Below are 13034 nucleotides of genomic sequence, written 5' to 3'. Positions count from 1 at the left end.
CGGCGGGCGGCTTTCCACAGCTGACACACGTCTGTGCCCCGGCCGTTTAGTCTGGTGCCGTACCGAATGGAGGCGACAGCATGTACGGCTGGATCTGGCGGCATCTGCCGGGCAACGTGTGGGTGCGGGGCTTCATCTCGCTCGTGCTGGCCCTGGCCGTTGTCTACGCGCTCTTCCAGTACGTCTTCCCCTGGGCGGAGCCGCTGCTCCCGTTCGGTGACGTGACGGTGGACGGCGAGAGCACCAGCGGAGCGGGAGCCGGTCAGTGAGCGCACGCATTCTCGTCGTCGACAACTACGACAGCTTTGTGTTCAACCTCGTCCAGTACCTCTACCAACTCGGCGCCGAGTGCGAAGTGGTTCGGAACGACGCGGTGACCACGGCGCATGCCGACGACGGCTTCGACGGGGTCCTGCTGTCGCCCGGACCGGGCACCCCCGAACAGGCCGGTGTCTGCATCGAGATGGTGCACCGCTGCGCGCGGAGCGGAGTTCCTGTCTTCGGCGTCTGTCTGGGGATGCAGTCGATGGCCGTGGCGTACGGCGGTGTCGTGGACAGGGCGCCGGAGCTGCTGCACGGCAAGACCTCCCCCGTGCAGCACGAGGGCAAGGGCGTGTTCGCCGGTCTGCCCTCCCCGTTCACGGCGACGCGCTACCACTCGCTCGCCGCCGAGCCGACGACGGTCCCGCCCGAGCTCGAGGTCACCGCACGTACGGCCGACGGCATCATCATGGGGCTCCGCCACCGTGAACACGCCGTGGAGGGCGTGCAGTTCCACCCGGAGTCGGTGCTGACGGAGCACGGTCACCTGATGCTCGCCAACTGGCTCGAGCACTGCGGTGACCGGGGCGCCGTCGGGAGATCGGCGGGGCTCGCCCCGGTGGTGGGCAAGGCCGCCGCGTGACCTCACTCCGCCACCAGGCCGGGCAGGACGGCTCGTACGCGCAGGGAGCGTACGAGCCCGACGGCACGTTCGAGGCGGCGGTGGAGCAGCTCGCGGATCCGTTGAACGATCCGCTGCCGGGGCAGCACACCTCGCCCTGGCTCCGGGCGGAGCACGCGCAGGAAGCCGACGGCGAGGCGCCGCAGATGCCCCAGGCGGCGGCTCAGGGGCCCGTGGAGCCCCCGGGCGAGTGGTACGACCCGGAGGGGTACCAGAGGGACTGGTACGGGCACCAGGGGCCGGAATCGGCTCCCGCCGCGAACACCGTCCAGGGGACCGCGGTGATACCCGGTCCGGCCACGCCCGCCCCGGTGCCGGCCGTGCCCGGGCCCGAGCCGGTTCCCGCACCACCTGAACCGGTTCGCGTGCCGCAGGCCGACGAGGCCGGTCCGGTGCTGCACGACGAGACCGTGGCACTGCGGACCACCGATACGAGGCGTGCGGCGCGGCTTTCCGCAACCGGATCCTCCGATCCTGCCGCCGAAACGCCTCCGACAGGAGGCCGGGCCGAGCGCAGGCGTGCGGCCAAAGGGCGCGGAGGCCGGCGGGGTGAGCCCCGGCGCACCGGCGGTGCCGATCCGGCGGGACCGGCGGCGCCGATGTCCCGCCTGGAGGCCCGGCGTGCGGCCCGTGCCGCAAAGGACAGCCCCGCCGTCGTGGCCAGCCGGGTCGTCGGTGAAGTGTTCATCACCTTCGGCGTGCTGATGCTCCTGTTCGTCACGTACCAGCTGTGGTGGACCAACGTCCGTGCCGACCAGATCGCCGGCCGGGAGACGAGCAAGATCCAGGACGACTGGGCGAACGGAGAGCGCAGCCCGGGTGTCTTCGAACCGGGTCAGGGATTCGCCATCATGCACATCCCCAAGCTGGACGTGGTCGCGCCGATCGCCGAGGGCATCAGCAAGGAGAAGGTCCTCGACCGCGGCATGATCGGTCACTACGGCGAGGGCAAACTGAAGACCGCGATGCCTTCGGCGGAGCAGGGGAACTTCGCGGTGGCCGGGCACCGCAACACCCACGGCGAGCCCTTCCGCTACGTCAACAAGCTGAAGCCGGGCGACCCGATCGTCGTCGAGACGCAGGACGCCTACTACACGTACGAGATGGCCAGCATCCTTCCGCAGACGTCACCGTCCAACGTGGCGGTGATCGACGAGGTCCCGCCGGGGTCCGGCTTCACCGGTCCGGGACGGTACATCACGCTGACCACGTGCACCCCCGAGTTCACGAGTACGTACCGAATGATCGTGTGGGGCAAAATGGTCGACGAACGGCCGCGCAGCAAGGGGAAGCCCGACGCGCTCGTCGGCTGAACCATCATCACGACAGGGACGGGTGCGGTGGCAGCGAGGACCGAGCACGATGAGCGCACCGACGAGCCGGTTGCCCCGGTGCGACGCAGGAGCCGCCATCCCGTCGCGACGGCGGTGAGCCTCTTCGGCGAACTGCTCATCACCGCGGGGCTGGTGCTGGGCCTGTTCGTCGTCTATTCGCTGTGGTGGACCAACGTGCTCGCCGACCGTGAGTCGGACAAGCAGGGCAACACCGTCCGTGACCGCTGGGCGGGCGGCCCCGGAGTCCTGGACACCAGGGACGGCATCGGCTTCCTCCACGTCCCTGCCATGAAGAACGGTGAGGTGCTCGTCAAGAAGGGCACCGACACCGGGACGCTCAACAACGGCATCGCCGGCTACTACACGGACCCCGTGAAGTCGGCCCTCCCCTCGGACGCGCAGGGCAACTTCGCGCTCGCCGCGCACCGGGACGGGCACGGCGCCAAGTTCCACAACATCGACAAGGTGAGGAAGGGCGACGCGGTCGTCTTCGAGACCAAGGACACCTGGTACGTCTACAAGGTCTACGCGGAACTGCCCGAGACGTCGAAGTTCAACGTCGACGCGATCGCTCCGGTTCCCAAGGAGTCGGGCGTGAAGAAGGCCGGCCGGTACATCACGCTGACCACGTGCACCCCCGTGTACACGTCGAAGTACCGCTACATCGTGTGGGGTGAGCTGGTGCGGACCGAGAAGGTGGACAGGGACCGCACCAAGCCGGCTGAGCTTCGCTAGGCACGGACGACGGAAAGGCGAAGGGCCCCGGTCACCGCTGAGGTGACCGGGGCCCTTCGCCTTCCCTGCGGCGCCGGGTCAGCCGTCCGAGCCGTTACGGCCGCCGAAGAGGTTGCCGTCCATGCCGCCGAGAGTGGTGAGAGTGACCGTGCTCCCCTTGTCGACCTGGGAGTTGGCCCCGGGGTCGGCCTGCATCACCGGGGCGTTCGGCTTGTCCGACGAGTTCGGCGCGAGTGCGACCACGAGACCCAGGCCCTCGAGCGTGCCCTTCACGTCCTGGTACCGCTTTCCGATGATGTCACCCGGGATGGTGACCTGCTCCGGCTGGGCCGGACCCTTGGAGACCTTCAGAACGATCTGGGTGTCCTTGGACTGCTTGCTGTTCGGCGCCGGGGTCTGTTCGACCACGGTGTCGGCGGGCTGATCCGAGTCGACGTCCGTCCTGGAGACGTTCTCGAAGCCGACGCCCTTCAGCTGGGCTTCGGCGTCCGCGTAGGACCTGCCGACCACACCCGGCACGTTCTGGGTCGCCTCCTTGGCCACGGTGATCGTGACCTCGGAGTCCTTCTCGGCCTTCGAACCGGCCTCGGGATCCTGCTTGGTGACTCGGCCCGGGGTCGCGTCGGACTCCACCGCGACGACCTTGACCGTGAAGCCCTCGTCCTCCAGCTTCTTGCGGGCGCTGTCCTCGGACTTCTCCAGGACGTCCGGGACCTCGACCTTGGGGGCGCCGGTGGAGACGACCACGGTCACGGTCTCGCCCTTCTCCATCTGCGCGTCCTCGGAGGGCTTCTGGCTGCAGATCTGGCCCTTCTCCTGGGCCTCGCAGGGCTCCTTGGAACCGACCTTCAGGACGACCTCGGAGTTGTCCGCGAGCTTCTGCGCCTGGTCGACCGTCGAACCGATCATGTTCGGCACGTCGAACTTGCCGTCGCCGCTCTCCGTGTCGGTGAAGACCGCACGGCCGATCAGGATCGCGCCGATGAGCACCAGGATGCCCGCCACGACCAGAAGGATCGTCGAGGTGTTGTTCTTCTTCTGACGCCGGCGGTCGGGGCGGTCGTCGTAGCCGTAGCCGCCGTCGTCCGGGTTGACCGGGGGCAGCATCGACGTCTGGGCACCGTTCGAGTCGGCCGCGCGCAGTGCCGTCGTGGGCTGGTCGTTGTTGTAGGCGTTGTAGCCGCCGTAGCCCGCCGCGCCCATGGCCGCCGTGGCTGCGACCGGTTGACCGTCGAGGCAGGCCTCGATGTCGGCGCGCATCTCGTCGGCCGACTGATAGCGGTAGTCGGGGTCCTTGGTCAGGGCCTTCAGGACGATGGCGTCCATCTCGGGCGTGATCTCGGAGTCGAAGTTGCTCGGAGGCTGCGGCTCCTCGCGCACGTGCTGGTACGCGACGGCGACGGGCGAGTCGCCCACGAACGGCGGGCGGACCGCGAGCAGCTCGTAGAGCAGGCAGCCGGTGGAGTACAGGTCGGAGCGCGCGTCGACCTGCTCGCCCTTGGCCTGTTCCGGGGAGAGGTACTGGGCGGTGCCGATGACCGCGGCGGTCTGCGTCATCGTCATGCCCGAGTCACCCATGGCGCGGGCGATACCGAAGTCCATGACCTTGACCTGGCCGGTGCGCGTCAGCATGACGTTCGCCGGCTTGATGTCACGGTGGACGATCTGGGCGCGGTGCGAGTACTCCAGGGCCTGGAGGATCCCGACCGTCATCTCGAGGGTCCGCTCAGGCAGCAGCTTGCGGCCGGAGTGCAGGAGCTCCCTGAGGGTCGACCCGTCCACGTACTCCATCACGATGTACGGGATGGAGACCCCGTCGACGTAGTCCTCGCCGGTGTCGTAGACGGCGACGATCGCGGGGTGGTTGAGCGAGGCGGCCGACTGGGCTTCACGGCGGAACCGTGCCTGGAAGGACGGGTCGCGGGCGAGGTCGGCCCGCAGCGTCTTCACAGCGACGGTGCGGCCGAGCCGGGTGTCATGCGCGAGGTAGACCTCGGCCATGCCACCACGGCCGAGCACCGAGCCCAGCTCGTACCGGCCGCCGAGGCGACGCGGCTCTTCCATAACTGATCCAGCCCTCTCCGTCAGTCCCGACCGCACCCGTGTGTGGTCCGGCGGTGCGCTGTTCGCGCATACGCTACCGGGCACGCCCGGCGTGATCGGCCCGCACCCGTCAGCCGATATCCGACCGGTATCCCAATGTGCTGGTGTGGACAGAAGTTGTGAAGGGTGTCACTACTTTCCGTCGAGTACCGCCTTCATCACGCTCTTGGCGATCGGGGCGGCCAGGCCGCCACCGGAGATGTCGTCCCTGTTGGCGTTGCCGTCCTCGACCACCACGGCGACGGCGACCGGGGAGCCGCTGTCGGTCTTGGCGTACGAGATGAACCAGGCGTACGGCTTCTCGCTATTGTTGAGGCCGTGCTGAGCGGTGCCGGTCTTACCTCCGACAGTGACGCCGTCGATCTGCGCGTTGGTTCCCGTGCCGTCCTCGACCACGGTCTCCATCATCTGCTGCACCTTCTGGGCGTTCTCCGCCGAGAGCGGCCGGCTGAGCTGCTCCTTCTCGTGCGTGTAGATGACGTCCAGATTGGGTGCCTGGCGCTGGGCGACCATGTACGGCTGCATGAGCTTGCCGTCGTTGGCGATCGCGGAGGCCACCATGGCCATCTGGAGCGGGGTGGCGCGGTTGGAGGCCTGGCCGATGCCCGCCATGGCGTTCTGCGGCTGGTTGTCCTTCGGGTAGATGCTGGCGTCGGCCCGGACCGGAGTGAAGACTTCCTTGTTGAAGCCGAACTTGTCGGACTGCTCGATCATCTTCTCGTTGCCGAGGTCGTTGCTCATCTTGCCGAAGACGGTGTTGCAGGAGTAGCGCAGGGCTTCCCGGAGCGATGCGTTCTCGCAGGGGATGTCGCCCTCGTTCTGCAGCAGGTTGGTCGACAGGGGGAGCCGCCAGGGCAGCGGGGATTCCGTCTCCTCGTCGATGTCGGTGTACAGGCCGTTCTCCAGTGCCGCGGCGGCCGTGACGACCTTGAACGTCGAGCCGGGCGGGTAGGTCTCCCGCAGGGCCCGGTTGAGCATCGGCTTGTCCTTGTCGGTCAGGAGCTTCTGCCGCGCGTCGGAGTCCTTCATGGAGTTGCCCGCGAAGACCGAGGGATCGTACGAGGGCGTGCTGGCCAGTGCCAGGACGGCGCCGGTTCGGGGGTCGATGGCGGCGACGGCACCCTTCTTGGCGCCCAGTCCCTTGAAGGCGGCCTTCTGGGCGGCGCTGTTGAGGGTGGTCACGATGTTGCCGCCGGTCTTCTTCTCACCGGTGAACATCGACAGGGTGCGGTCGAAGAACAGCTGGTCGCTGTTGCCGGTGAGGATGCCGTCCTCGATGCTCTCCAGCTGCGAGGAGTCGAAGGCCTGGGAGGAGTAGCCGGTGACGGGCGCCCACATGGGGCCGTCCTTCCAGACGCGCTTGTACTTGTAGTCGCCGTCCGTGGTCTCGACGGAGCCGGTGACGGGCTCGCCGTCGACGATGATGTTGCCGCGCTCGTGGGCGTAGCGCTCGATCTGGACGCGGCGGTTGTGCTCGTTCGCGTTGAGCTCGTCGGCGCGGACGTACTGGATGTAGTTGGTGCGGATCAGCAGGGCCAGAACGAGGATCCCGCAGAACATCGCGATCCTGCGCAGAGGCTTGTTCATGGTCGGACCACCTGGGTCATCTCGGCGTCCGGGGACGGTGCGGGGGCCGGGGCGGGGCGTCGGGCCGTGTCACTGATTCTGATCAGGATGCCGATCAGCGCCCAGTTGGCGATGACGGACGAACCACCGGCCGCCATGAACGGCATGGTCATACCCGTCAGGGGGATGAGCCCCATGACACCGCCGGCGACGACGAAGACCTGGATGGCGAAGGAGCCGGAGAGGCCGATCGCGAGGAGCTTGCCGAAGGGGTCCCGGGCGGCGAGCGCCGTCCGGACACCGCGCTCGACGATCAGACCGTAGATGAGCAGGACGGCCATCATGCCGGCCAGCCCGAGCTCCTCGCCGACGGTGGCGAGGATGAAGTCGGAGTTGGCGGCGAAGCCGATCAGGTCGGAGTTGCCCTGCCCGAGACCGGTTCCGAGGGTGCCTCCGGAACCGAAGGCCATGAGCGACTTGGCCATCTGCTCGCTGGCCATCTCCGTGCCCCAGCCCGCGAACGGGTCGAGCCAGGCGGTGACGCGGTCCTGGACGTGCGGCTCGAAGGTGGCCACACCGACGGCGCCGGCTGCGGACATCAGCAGGCCGAAGACGATCCAACTGGTGCGCTCGGTGGCGACATACAGCATGACGACGAACATGCCGAAGAACAGCAGAGAGGATCCGAGGTCGGTCTCGAAGACGAGGATCAGGATCGAGAAGGCCCAGACCATGAGGATCGGGCCCAGGTCGCGCCCGCGGGGCAGGTAGAGGCCCATGAACCGGCGACTGGCCAGGGCCAACGCATCGCGTTTGACCATGAGGTAGCCGGCGAAGAACACCGCAATGATGATCTTCGCGAACTCCCCGGGCTGGATCGTTCCGACGCCAGGGATCTTGATCCAGATCTTGGCGCCGTTCACAGCGGGGAAGAACATCGGAAGGATCAGCAGGACCAGCGCCACCAGCATGGAGATGTAGGTGTAGCGCTGCAGGATGCGGTGGTCCTTGAGGACGATCAGGACGATGACCAGAAACGCCACACCCACAGCCGAGAACAGCAGCTGCTTGGAAGCCGCGGCGACGAAGTCCCGGGTGGCCTGGAACCGTTCCGACTGGTCGAGCCGCCAGATGATGGCCAGCCCCAGCCCGTTCAGCAGGGTTGCCAGCGGAAGCAGCAGCGGGTCCGCGTACGGAGCGAATCTCCGCACCGCGAGATGTGCCACTCCGCCGAGCAGGGCGAGGCCCAGGCCGTAGCCGAGCATGCCGGCGGGCAGTTCGCCGTTGAGGGCAAGGCCCACGTTGGCGTACGCGAACACCGAGATGAGTACGGCGAAGGCAACCAGCGCCAACTCGGTGTTGCGGCGGCTCGGCGCGTCGATCGCGCCGATGGTGGTCGTGTTGGTGACAACGCTCATGTGCTGAAGGCCCCCTACGGCTTACTGCTTACCGCACTGCAGGGCCAGCTTCTTCTCTTCCTCCGAGAGGCTGGGGCCGGGAGTGGGAGTCGCGGTCTTGGTCCCCTTGGGGGGAGTCGTGGCGGACGTGCTGTCGGAGGCGGTGCCGGCCTCGCCCTGGTCCTTGGCGGCATTACTGTCCGCGGCGGCGTTGATGTCCGCCTCGGCGGCGCGGCGCTGCGCGTCCTTCTTGCAGGCGGAGGCCTGCGCGTCGAGCTCGCTGATCTTCTTGCGGGCTTCGGCGAGGTTGCCCTGGGAGATGGTCGCCTCGACCTTCTTGCGCCAGTAAGGCGGGAGGTACTTGAGTTCGATCTTGGTGTCCTCCTCGACCTTCGAGAGGGACACCCAGGCGAGATCCTGACTGATCCCGCGGTACAGCGCGACGTTGTCGTCCTTCGTGCCCACGTAGAACTGGGTCTGGGTCCAACGGTATCCGCCGTAGACGCCACCCCCGATCACGGCCAGGGCGAGCACGATGTAGAACGACCGCTTCAACCACCTGCGGCGACCGCGGGGCTTGACGAAGTCCTCGTCGGAGTACGAGTCGAAGGCGCTGTCCGGACCGGAGGCGTATCCCACGTCGTCGCCGCTGCCGGGGGGGCCGAAGCCGCCGGCCGGCGGCGGCACGGACCGGCCGAGGCCGGCCGCACGTCCTGCCGGTGTCTCCATGGCCCGGCCGTCGTTCGCTTGGGCGGCCTGGTTCTCGGCGACCGCGCCGACGATGACCGGGGTGTCGTTGAGCTGGCCGGCCAGGGTGTCGTTGCTGTCGACGTCCAGGACGTCGGCGACGATGCAGGTGATGTTGTCCGGGCCGCCACCGCGCAGAGCGAGCTGGATGAGGTCCTGGATGGTCTCCTGCGGGCCCTGGTAGCTGGCCAGGGTCTCCTCCATCGTCTGGTGGGAGACGACGCCCGAGAGTCCGTCCGAGCAGATCAGATAGCGGTCACCGGCTCGGACCTCCCGCACGGAGAGGTCGGGCTCCACGTGGTCGCCGCTGCCCAGCGCCCGCATCAGCAGGGAGCGCTGGGGGTGGGTGGTGGCCTCTTCCTCGGTGATCCTGCCCTCGTCGACGAGACGCTGCACCCAGGTGTGGTCCTGCGTGATCTGCGTCAGGACGCCGTCACGCAGGAGGTAGGCGCGGGAGTCCCCGACGTGGACGAGCCCGAGACGCTGACCGGTCCAGAGCAGGGCGGTGAGCGTGGTGCCCATGCCCTCCAGCTGGGGGTCCTCCTCGACCATGACGCGCAGCTGGTCGTTGGCCCGCTGCACCGCCGTACCGAGCGAGGTGAGGATGTCGGAGCCCGGGACGTCGTCATCGAGCTGGACGAGGGTGGAGATCACCTCGGAGCTGGCGACCTCGCCGGCCGCCTGTCCGCCCATGCCGTCGGCGATGGCGAGGAGGCGGGGACCGGCGTAGCCGGAGTCCTCGTTGCCTTCCCGGATCATGCCCTTGTGCGATCCGGCGGCGAAGCGCAGGGACAAGCTCATGCGCACCTCGCCCGTCGGTTCGGGGTACAGCCGGTCTCGAGCCACACTGCCCACCCTCCGGTCGGGAGCCGCGCCGGGTCCGTCGTGAGGACCGCCGCGGCTCGCTCGCTCCGCTCGCTCATTGTCGTACTACTTCCGCAGCTCGATGACGGTCTTGCCGATGCGGATCGGCGCGCCCAGCGAAACAGGTGTCGGGGTGGTGAGCCGGGTCCGGTCGAGATAGGTGCCGTTGGTGGACCCGAGATCCTCGACGATCCACTGGCCGTCACGGTCCGGATAGATCCTGGCATGCCTGCTGGACGCGTAGTCGTCATCCAGCACGATCGTTGAGTCGTGTGCCCGGCCCAGGGTGATGGTCTGGCCCTGGAGGGCGACGGTGGTGCCGGTGAGCGTGCCTTCGGAGACGACCAGCTTCGTGGGAGCCCCACGGCGCTGGCGCCCGGACTGCTGGCGCTGCTGAGGCGGCGCCGCTTGCTGTTGGCGCCCCTGCTGCGGGCGCGTGTCACCGGCAGTGCGGCGTGAGCCGCGCTGCGTGACGCGCGTACCGAACAGGTCGCTGCGAATGACCTGAACGGCCACGATTACGAATAGCCACAGAACAGCCAGGAAACCTAGCCGCATGACCGTCAGGGTCAGCTCTGACATTGCCCCCGCTTCACCCTTCGGCTTGCCGGTAAACGATGGTGGTGCTGCCCACGACGATCCGCGAGCCGTCGCGGAGCGTAGCGCGGGTTGTGTGCTGCCCGTCTACCACGATGCCGTTGGTAGACCCGAGATCCTGGATCGTCGAGGGCGTTCCGGTCCGGATCTCACAGTGCCGGCGCGATACGCCGGGGTCGTCGATCCGCACGTCGGCGTCGGTGCTTCGTCCCATCACCAACGTCGGGCGGGAGATCTGATGGCGGGTGCCGTTGATCTCGATCCAGCGCCTCACCCGGGCGTCGGGCGCGGGGCCGGACGCGGTCGGCGGACGCCAGTCGCTGGAGGGGCCTCCGGAGCGCCCGGCACCCGGCGGCGGGGCCGCGGGCATGGGCGGGGCGGAAGCAGGCGGGTAGCCGTAACCACCCTGCCCCTGGGGGGCGGGCCGGTTCGGCTGGGAAGCAGGGCCCTGCTGGCCCTGCTGTGACGAACTCGACGCCAAGGTCCTGCTGCGTACGCGGTAGAGACCCGTGTCCAGGTCGTCCGCCTTCTCCAGGTGGACCTTGATCGGTCCCATGAAGGTGTACCGCTGCTGCTTGGCGTAGTCACGTACGAGGCCGGACAGCTCGTCGCCGAGCTGGCCGGAGTACGGGCTGAGCCGTTCGTAGTCCGGTGTGCTGAGCTCGACGATGAAGTCGTTGGGCACGACCGTCCGCTCGCGGTTCCAGATCGAGGCGTTGTTGTCGCACTCACGCTGGAGTGCTCCCGCGATCTCGACCGGCTGCACCTCGGACTTGAACACCTTGGCGAAGGTGCCGTTGACCAGACCTTCGAGACGCTGCTCGAAACGCTTCATGACTCCCATGGGGCACCTCCTCCGTCGTCGTCATCCCTGTACTGCCTACTGATCGTATCCACGCGTGGGGAAATCGGCTGGTTCCCCTTGTCTGCAGAGTGGATGAGTGTCACCTCTCACACGGATCGTAGAGGTGGCCTCCTGACAGTGTCCCGCACTCCGGGTGCACTCAGGAGGAGTGGGGCCGCGCTTTCCGCGTTCCCGGTTCCCCCCGTGGGTCCGGGGAAACAACGGATGTGAATCCACCCTGTCCAGCGTGCTAATCTTCCGGATGTCGCCAGGCGCTCACACCACACGGTGAGAGAGTCTGAAAACACCACTCATGCGCGAGTGGCGGAACGGCAGACGCGCTGGCTTCAGGTGCCAGTGTCCTTAGGGACGTGGGGGTTCAAATCCCCCCTCGCGCACAACGGACAGTCGCTTGCGACTGTCGGGTTGGTTCGACAGAACCCCCGCACCGGAGAGATTCGGTGCGGGGGTTCTTCGTGTTGTTGATCCCTGTGGGTGGGTGGGTGGCGTGGCTCTTCCGGTCCCGCCTGGTCCTGTCCGGTCCCGCCTGGTCCCGTCCGGCCTTTCGGGAACGGGCCCGGGCCGGCTGGCTCGGGCCCGTTCCCGAAAGGCGCGGGACGAGTCGGGCGGGCGCTGTGATGCAGAACGTACTGATGCAGAACTGTGGCCGGAGGGGGACTGCTGTTTCACGTGAAACGTCGGATCCGTACCGAAGGGGTGTTTCGTGCGGTCCCCGCTGGGGACTGCTGCGTCGCTCAGGTGGCGAGGCGCGCCGCCAGGGCCTTGGCCTTCTCCGCCGCGTCGGTGAACGCCTGAGTCCGGGACGCGTCCGCGAGGGGAATCAGCTCGGCCATCTCGGGCTTCGAGTGGGCCAGGGTCAACTCCGGGACGATGAAGTCGACTTCCGCCCCGAGCATGCCTGACAGCACCTTATCCAGGTAGTTCTGGACGAACTCGAAGCCCTCGCGTGGCGTGCCGGGGGCGTACGAACCGCCGCGGCTGGCCACGACGGTGATGGGGGTGCCGGACACGGGACCGTCAGGGCCCGCGTTGTGGCCGACGATGATCACTTGGTCCAGCCACGCCTTCAGGGTGGACGGGATGGAGAAGTTGTACATCGGGGCGCCGATGAGTACGGCGTCCGCTGCGGCCAGTTCGGCGGCCAGGTGCCCGCGCAGCGTGTCCTCCGCGCCGGCTGCCGCGGCCGAGGCGTCCAGGTGGGGCAGGGGGTCGGCTGCGAGGTCTCGGTAGACGACTTTGCCGTCGGGGTGCTGCTCGCGCCAGGACGCGACGAAGGCGGCGGTGACGGCACGGGATGTGGAGTTCTGGGGAAAGACGGCGGAGTCGAGGTGGAGGAGCGTGGCCATGGGGATCTCCGTGAAGGGCGAGTCGCGGCGGCTCGGCTCGGGCCCACGGAAGCAGCGGGCACGGAGTCCGGAGCCACGAGGTGGTTTTCCGTACGTAGCTATTACTAACATAGTCGCTTACTTTTAATAAGTACCCAACGTCGACGCAGTACGCTGGGGTCATGGCGGATCACGGTGAGCAGGCCTGTCGGCGGGTTGATGCGAGTATCAGCCGCGTCTTCGAGCTGCTCGGGAAGCGCTGGACGGGCCCGATCGTCTCCGTGCTGATGCGGCAGCCGGTGCACTTCGCGGATCTGCGCCGGGCGGTCCCTGGGATCAGTGAGCGAATGCTCTCGGACCGGCTTTCCGAGCTGGGGGCGGCTGGGCTCGTGGTGCGTGAGGTCGACGAAGGCCCCCCGCTGCGGGTGGCGTACCGGCTGACGGCCGCCGGCGCCGCCATGGAGCCCGCGCTCAAGGAACTCGGACAGTGGGCGGATACCTACCTGGCGGGCCCGGGGAACTGCTGACCGGCGGTCGCCCGGGGCGGCCCCCGCGGGG

At 68.0% G+C, this 13034-nt stretch carries 12 protein-coding genes and 1 tRNA gene; 6 read left to right on the top strand and 7 right to left on the bottom strand.

All coding sequences use genetic code 11. The features are described from left to right. Nucleotides 1–80 precede the first annotated feature (80 nt). Genes JOC24_RS06295 through JOC24_RS06280 form a run of 4 tightly spaced genes read left to right on the top strand, consistent with a single transcriptional unit; the run spans nt 81 to nt 3012 of the window. Nucleotides 81–269, top strand: a complete 189-nt coding sequence (locus JOC24_RS06295) for a hypothetical protein (RefSeq protein ID WP_205019106.1) — start codon at nt 81–83, stop codon at nt 267–269. Beyond that, nucleotides 266–904 carry an aminodeoxychorismate/anthranilate synthase component II gene (locus tag JOC24_RS06290; protein WP_205019105.1) on the top strand — a complete coding sequence of 213 codons (639 nt, stop codon included), beginning with the start codon at nt 266–268 and terminating at the stop codon, nt 902–904. The genes JOC24_RS06295 and JOC24_RS06290 overlap by 4 nt, the downstream gene beginning before the upstream one ends. Beyond that, nucleotides 901–2256, top strand: a complete 1356-nt coding sequence (locus JOC24_RS06285; RefSeq protein WP_205019104.1) for a class E sortase — start codon at nt 901–903, stop codon at nt 2254–2256. The genes JOC24_RS06290 and JOC24_RS06285 overlap by 4 nt, the downstream gene beginning before the upstream one ends. Before the next feature lie 27 nt (nt 2257–2283). After that, nucleotides 2284–3012, top strand: coding sequence for a class E sortase (locus JOC24_RS06280; protein ID WP_205019103.1), 729 nt, complete (start codon nt 2284–2286; stop codon nt 3010–3012). A gap of 78 nt (nt 3013–3090) precedes the next feature. Here JOC24_RS06280 and pknB read toward each other — a convergent pair whose 3' ends face one another. From pknB to JOC24_RS06250, 6 genes are all read right to left on the bottom strand, one after another. Beyond that, nucleotides 3091–5076 (bottom strand): Stk1 family PASTA domain-containing Ser/Thr kinase, encoded by a 1986-nt coding sequence (gene pknB, locus JOC24_RS06275; protein ID WP_205019102.1) that lies wholly within the window; start codon nt 5074–5076, stop codon nt 3091–3093. Between the two features lie 171 nt (nt 5077–5247). Then, the gene (locus JOC24_RS06270) at nt 5248–6702 is read right to left on the bottom strand and encodes a peptidoglycan D,D-transpeptidase FtsI family protein (RefSeq protein ID WP_205019101.1); all 1455 of its coding nucleotides are present in this window, start codon (nt 6700–6702) and stop codon (nt 5248–5250) included. Next, nucleotides 6699–8099, bottom strand: a complete 1401-nt coding sequence (locus JOC24_RS06265; RefSeq protein ID WP_205019100.1) for an FtsW/RodA/SpoVE family cell cycle protein — start codon at nt 8097–8099, stop codon at nt 6699–6701. The genes JOC24_RS06270 and JOC24_RS06265 overlap by 4 nt, the downstream gene beginning before the upstream one ends. Nucleotides 8100–8120: 21 nt before the next feature. After that, nucleotides 8121–9626, bottom strand: a complete 1506-nt coding sequence (locus JOC24_RS06260) for a Stp1/IreP family PP2C-type Ser/Thr phosphatase (RefSeq protein ID WP_205019099.1) — start codon at nt 9624–9626, stop codon at nt 8121–8123. Between the two features lie 129 nt (nt 9627–9755). After that, nucleotides 9756–10271: an FHA domain-containing protein FhaB/FipA gene (locus tag JOC24_RS06255; protein ID WP_205019098.1), complete on the bottom strand. Its 516-nt coding sequence runs from the start codon at nt 10269–10271 to the stop codon at nt 9756–9758. 10 nt (nt 10272–10281) lie between these two features. Continuing rightward, nucleotides 10282–11130 carry an FhaA domain-containing protein gene (locus tag JOC24_RS06250; protein ID WP_205019097.1) on the bottom strand — a complete coding sequence of 283 codons (849 nt, stop codon included), beginning with the start codon at nt 11128–11130 and terminating at the stop codon, nt 10282–10284. A gap of 315 nt (nt 11131–11445) precedes the next feature. On the opposite strand from JOC24_RS06250, the gene JOC24_RS06245 reads away from it, so the two are divergent. Further along, a tRNA-Leu gene (locus tag JOC24_RS06245) sits at nt 11446–11528 on the top strand. A 357-nt stretch (nt 11529–11885) separates the two neighbouring features. On the opposite strand, the gene JOC24_RS06240 is transcribed toward JOC24_RS06245, so the two are convergent. Beyond that, nucleotides 11886–12497, bottom strand: coding sequence for an FMN-dependent NADH-azoreductase (locus JOC24_RS06240; protein ID WP_205019096.1), 612 nt, complete (start codon nt 12495–12497; stop codon nt 11886–11888). A gap of 161 nt (nt 12498–12658) precedes the next feature. Here JOC24_RS06240 and JOC24_RS06235 point away from each other — a divergent pair, with 161 nt between their 5' ends. Continuing rightward, nucleotides 12659–13003 carry a winged helix-turn-helix transcriptional regulator gene (locus JOC24_RS06235; protein WP_205019095.1) on the top strand — a complete coding sequence of 115 codons (345 nt, stop codon included), beginning with the start codon at nt 12659–12661 and terminating at the stop codon, nt 13001–13003. Nucleotides 13004–13034: the final 31 nt, after the last annotated feature.

The organism is Streptomyces sp. HB132 (genome assembly GCF_016909575.1).
Lineage (GTDB): Bacteria > Actinomycetota > Actinomycetes > Streptomycetales > Streptomycetaceae > Streptomyces.
The sequence above is the reverse complement of the archived record's forward strand: the minus strand, read 5'-3'. Positions and strand labels throughout refer to the sequence as shown.

Excerpts from the sequence above, each read along its gene's own strand:
- JOC24_RS06295 (WP_205019106.1), top strand. The coding sequence starts at position 81 with ATGTACGGCTGGATCTGGCGGCATCTGCCGGGCAACGTGTGGGTGCGG.
- pknB (WP_205019102.1), bottom strand. The coding sequence starts at position 5,076 with ATGGAAGAGCCGCGTCGCCTCGGCGGCCGGTACGAGCTGGGCTCGGTG.
- JOC24_RS06270 (WP_205019101.1), bottom strand. The coding sequence starts at position 6,702 with ATGAACAAGCCTCTGCGCAGGATCGCGATGTTCTGCGGGATCCTCGTT.
- JOC24_RS06265 (WP_205019100.1), bottom strand. The coding sequence starts at position 8,099 with ATGAGCGTTGTCACCAACACGACCACCATCGGCGCGATCGACGCGCCG.
- JOC24_RS06260 (WP_205019099.1), bottom strand. The coding sequence starts at position 9,626 with ATGAGCTTGTCCCTGCGCTTCGCCGCCGGATCGCACAAGGGCATGATC.
- JOC24_RS06255 (WP_205019098.1), bottom strand. The coding sequence starts at position 10,271 with ATGTCAGAGCTGACCCTGACGGTCATGCGGCTAGGTTTCCTGGCTGTT.
- JOC24_RS06250 (WP_205019097.1), bottom strand. The coding sequence starts at position 11,130 with ATGGGAGTCATGAAGCGTTTCGAGCAGCGTCTCGAAGGTCTGGTCAAC.
- JOC24_RS06240 (WP_205019096.1), bottom strand. The coding sequence starts at position 12,497 with ATGGCCACGCTCCTCCACCTCGACTCCGCCGTCTTTCCCCAGAACTCC.
- JOC24_RS06235 (WP_205019095.1), top strand. The coding sequence starts at position 12,659 with ATGGCGGATCACGGTGAGCAGGCCTGTCGGCGGGTTGATGCGAGTATC.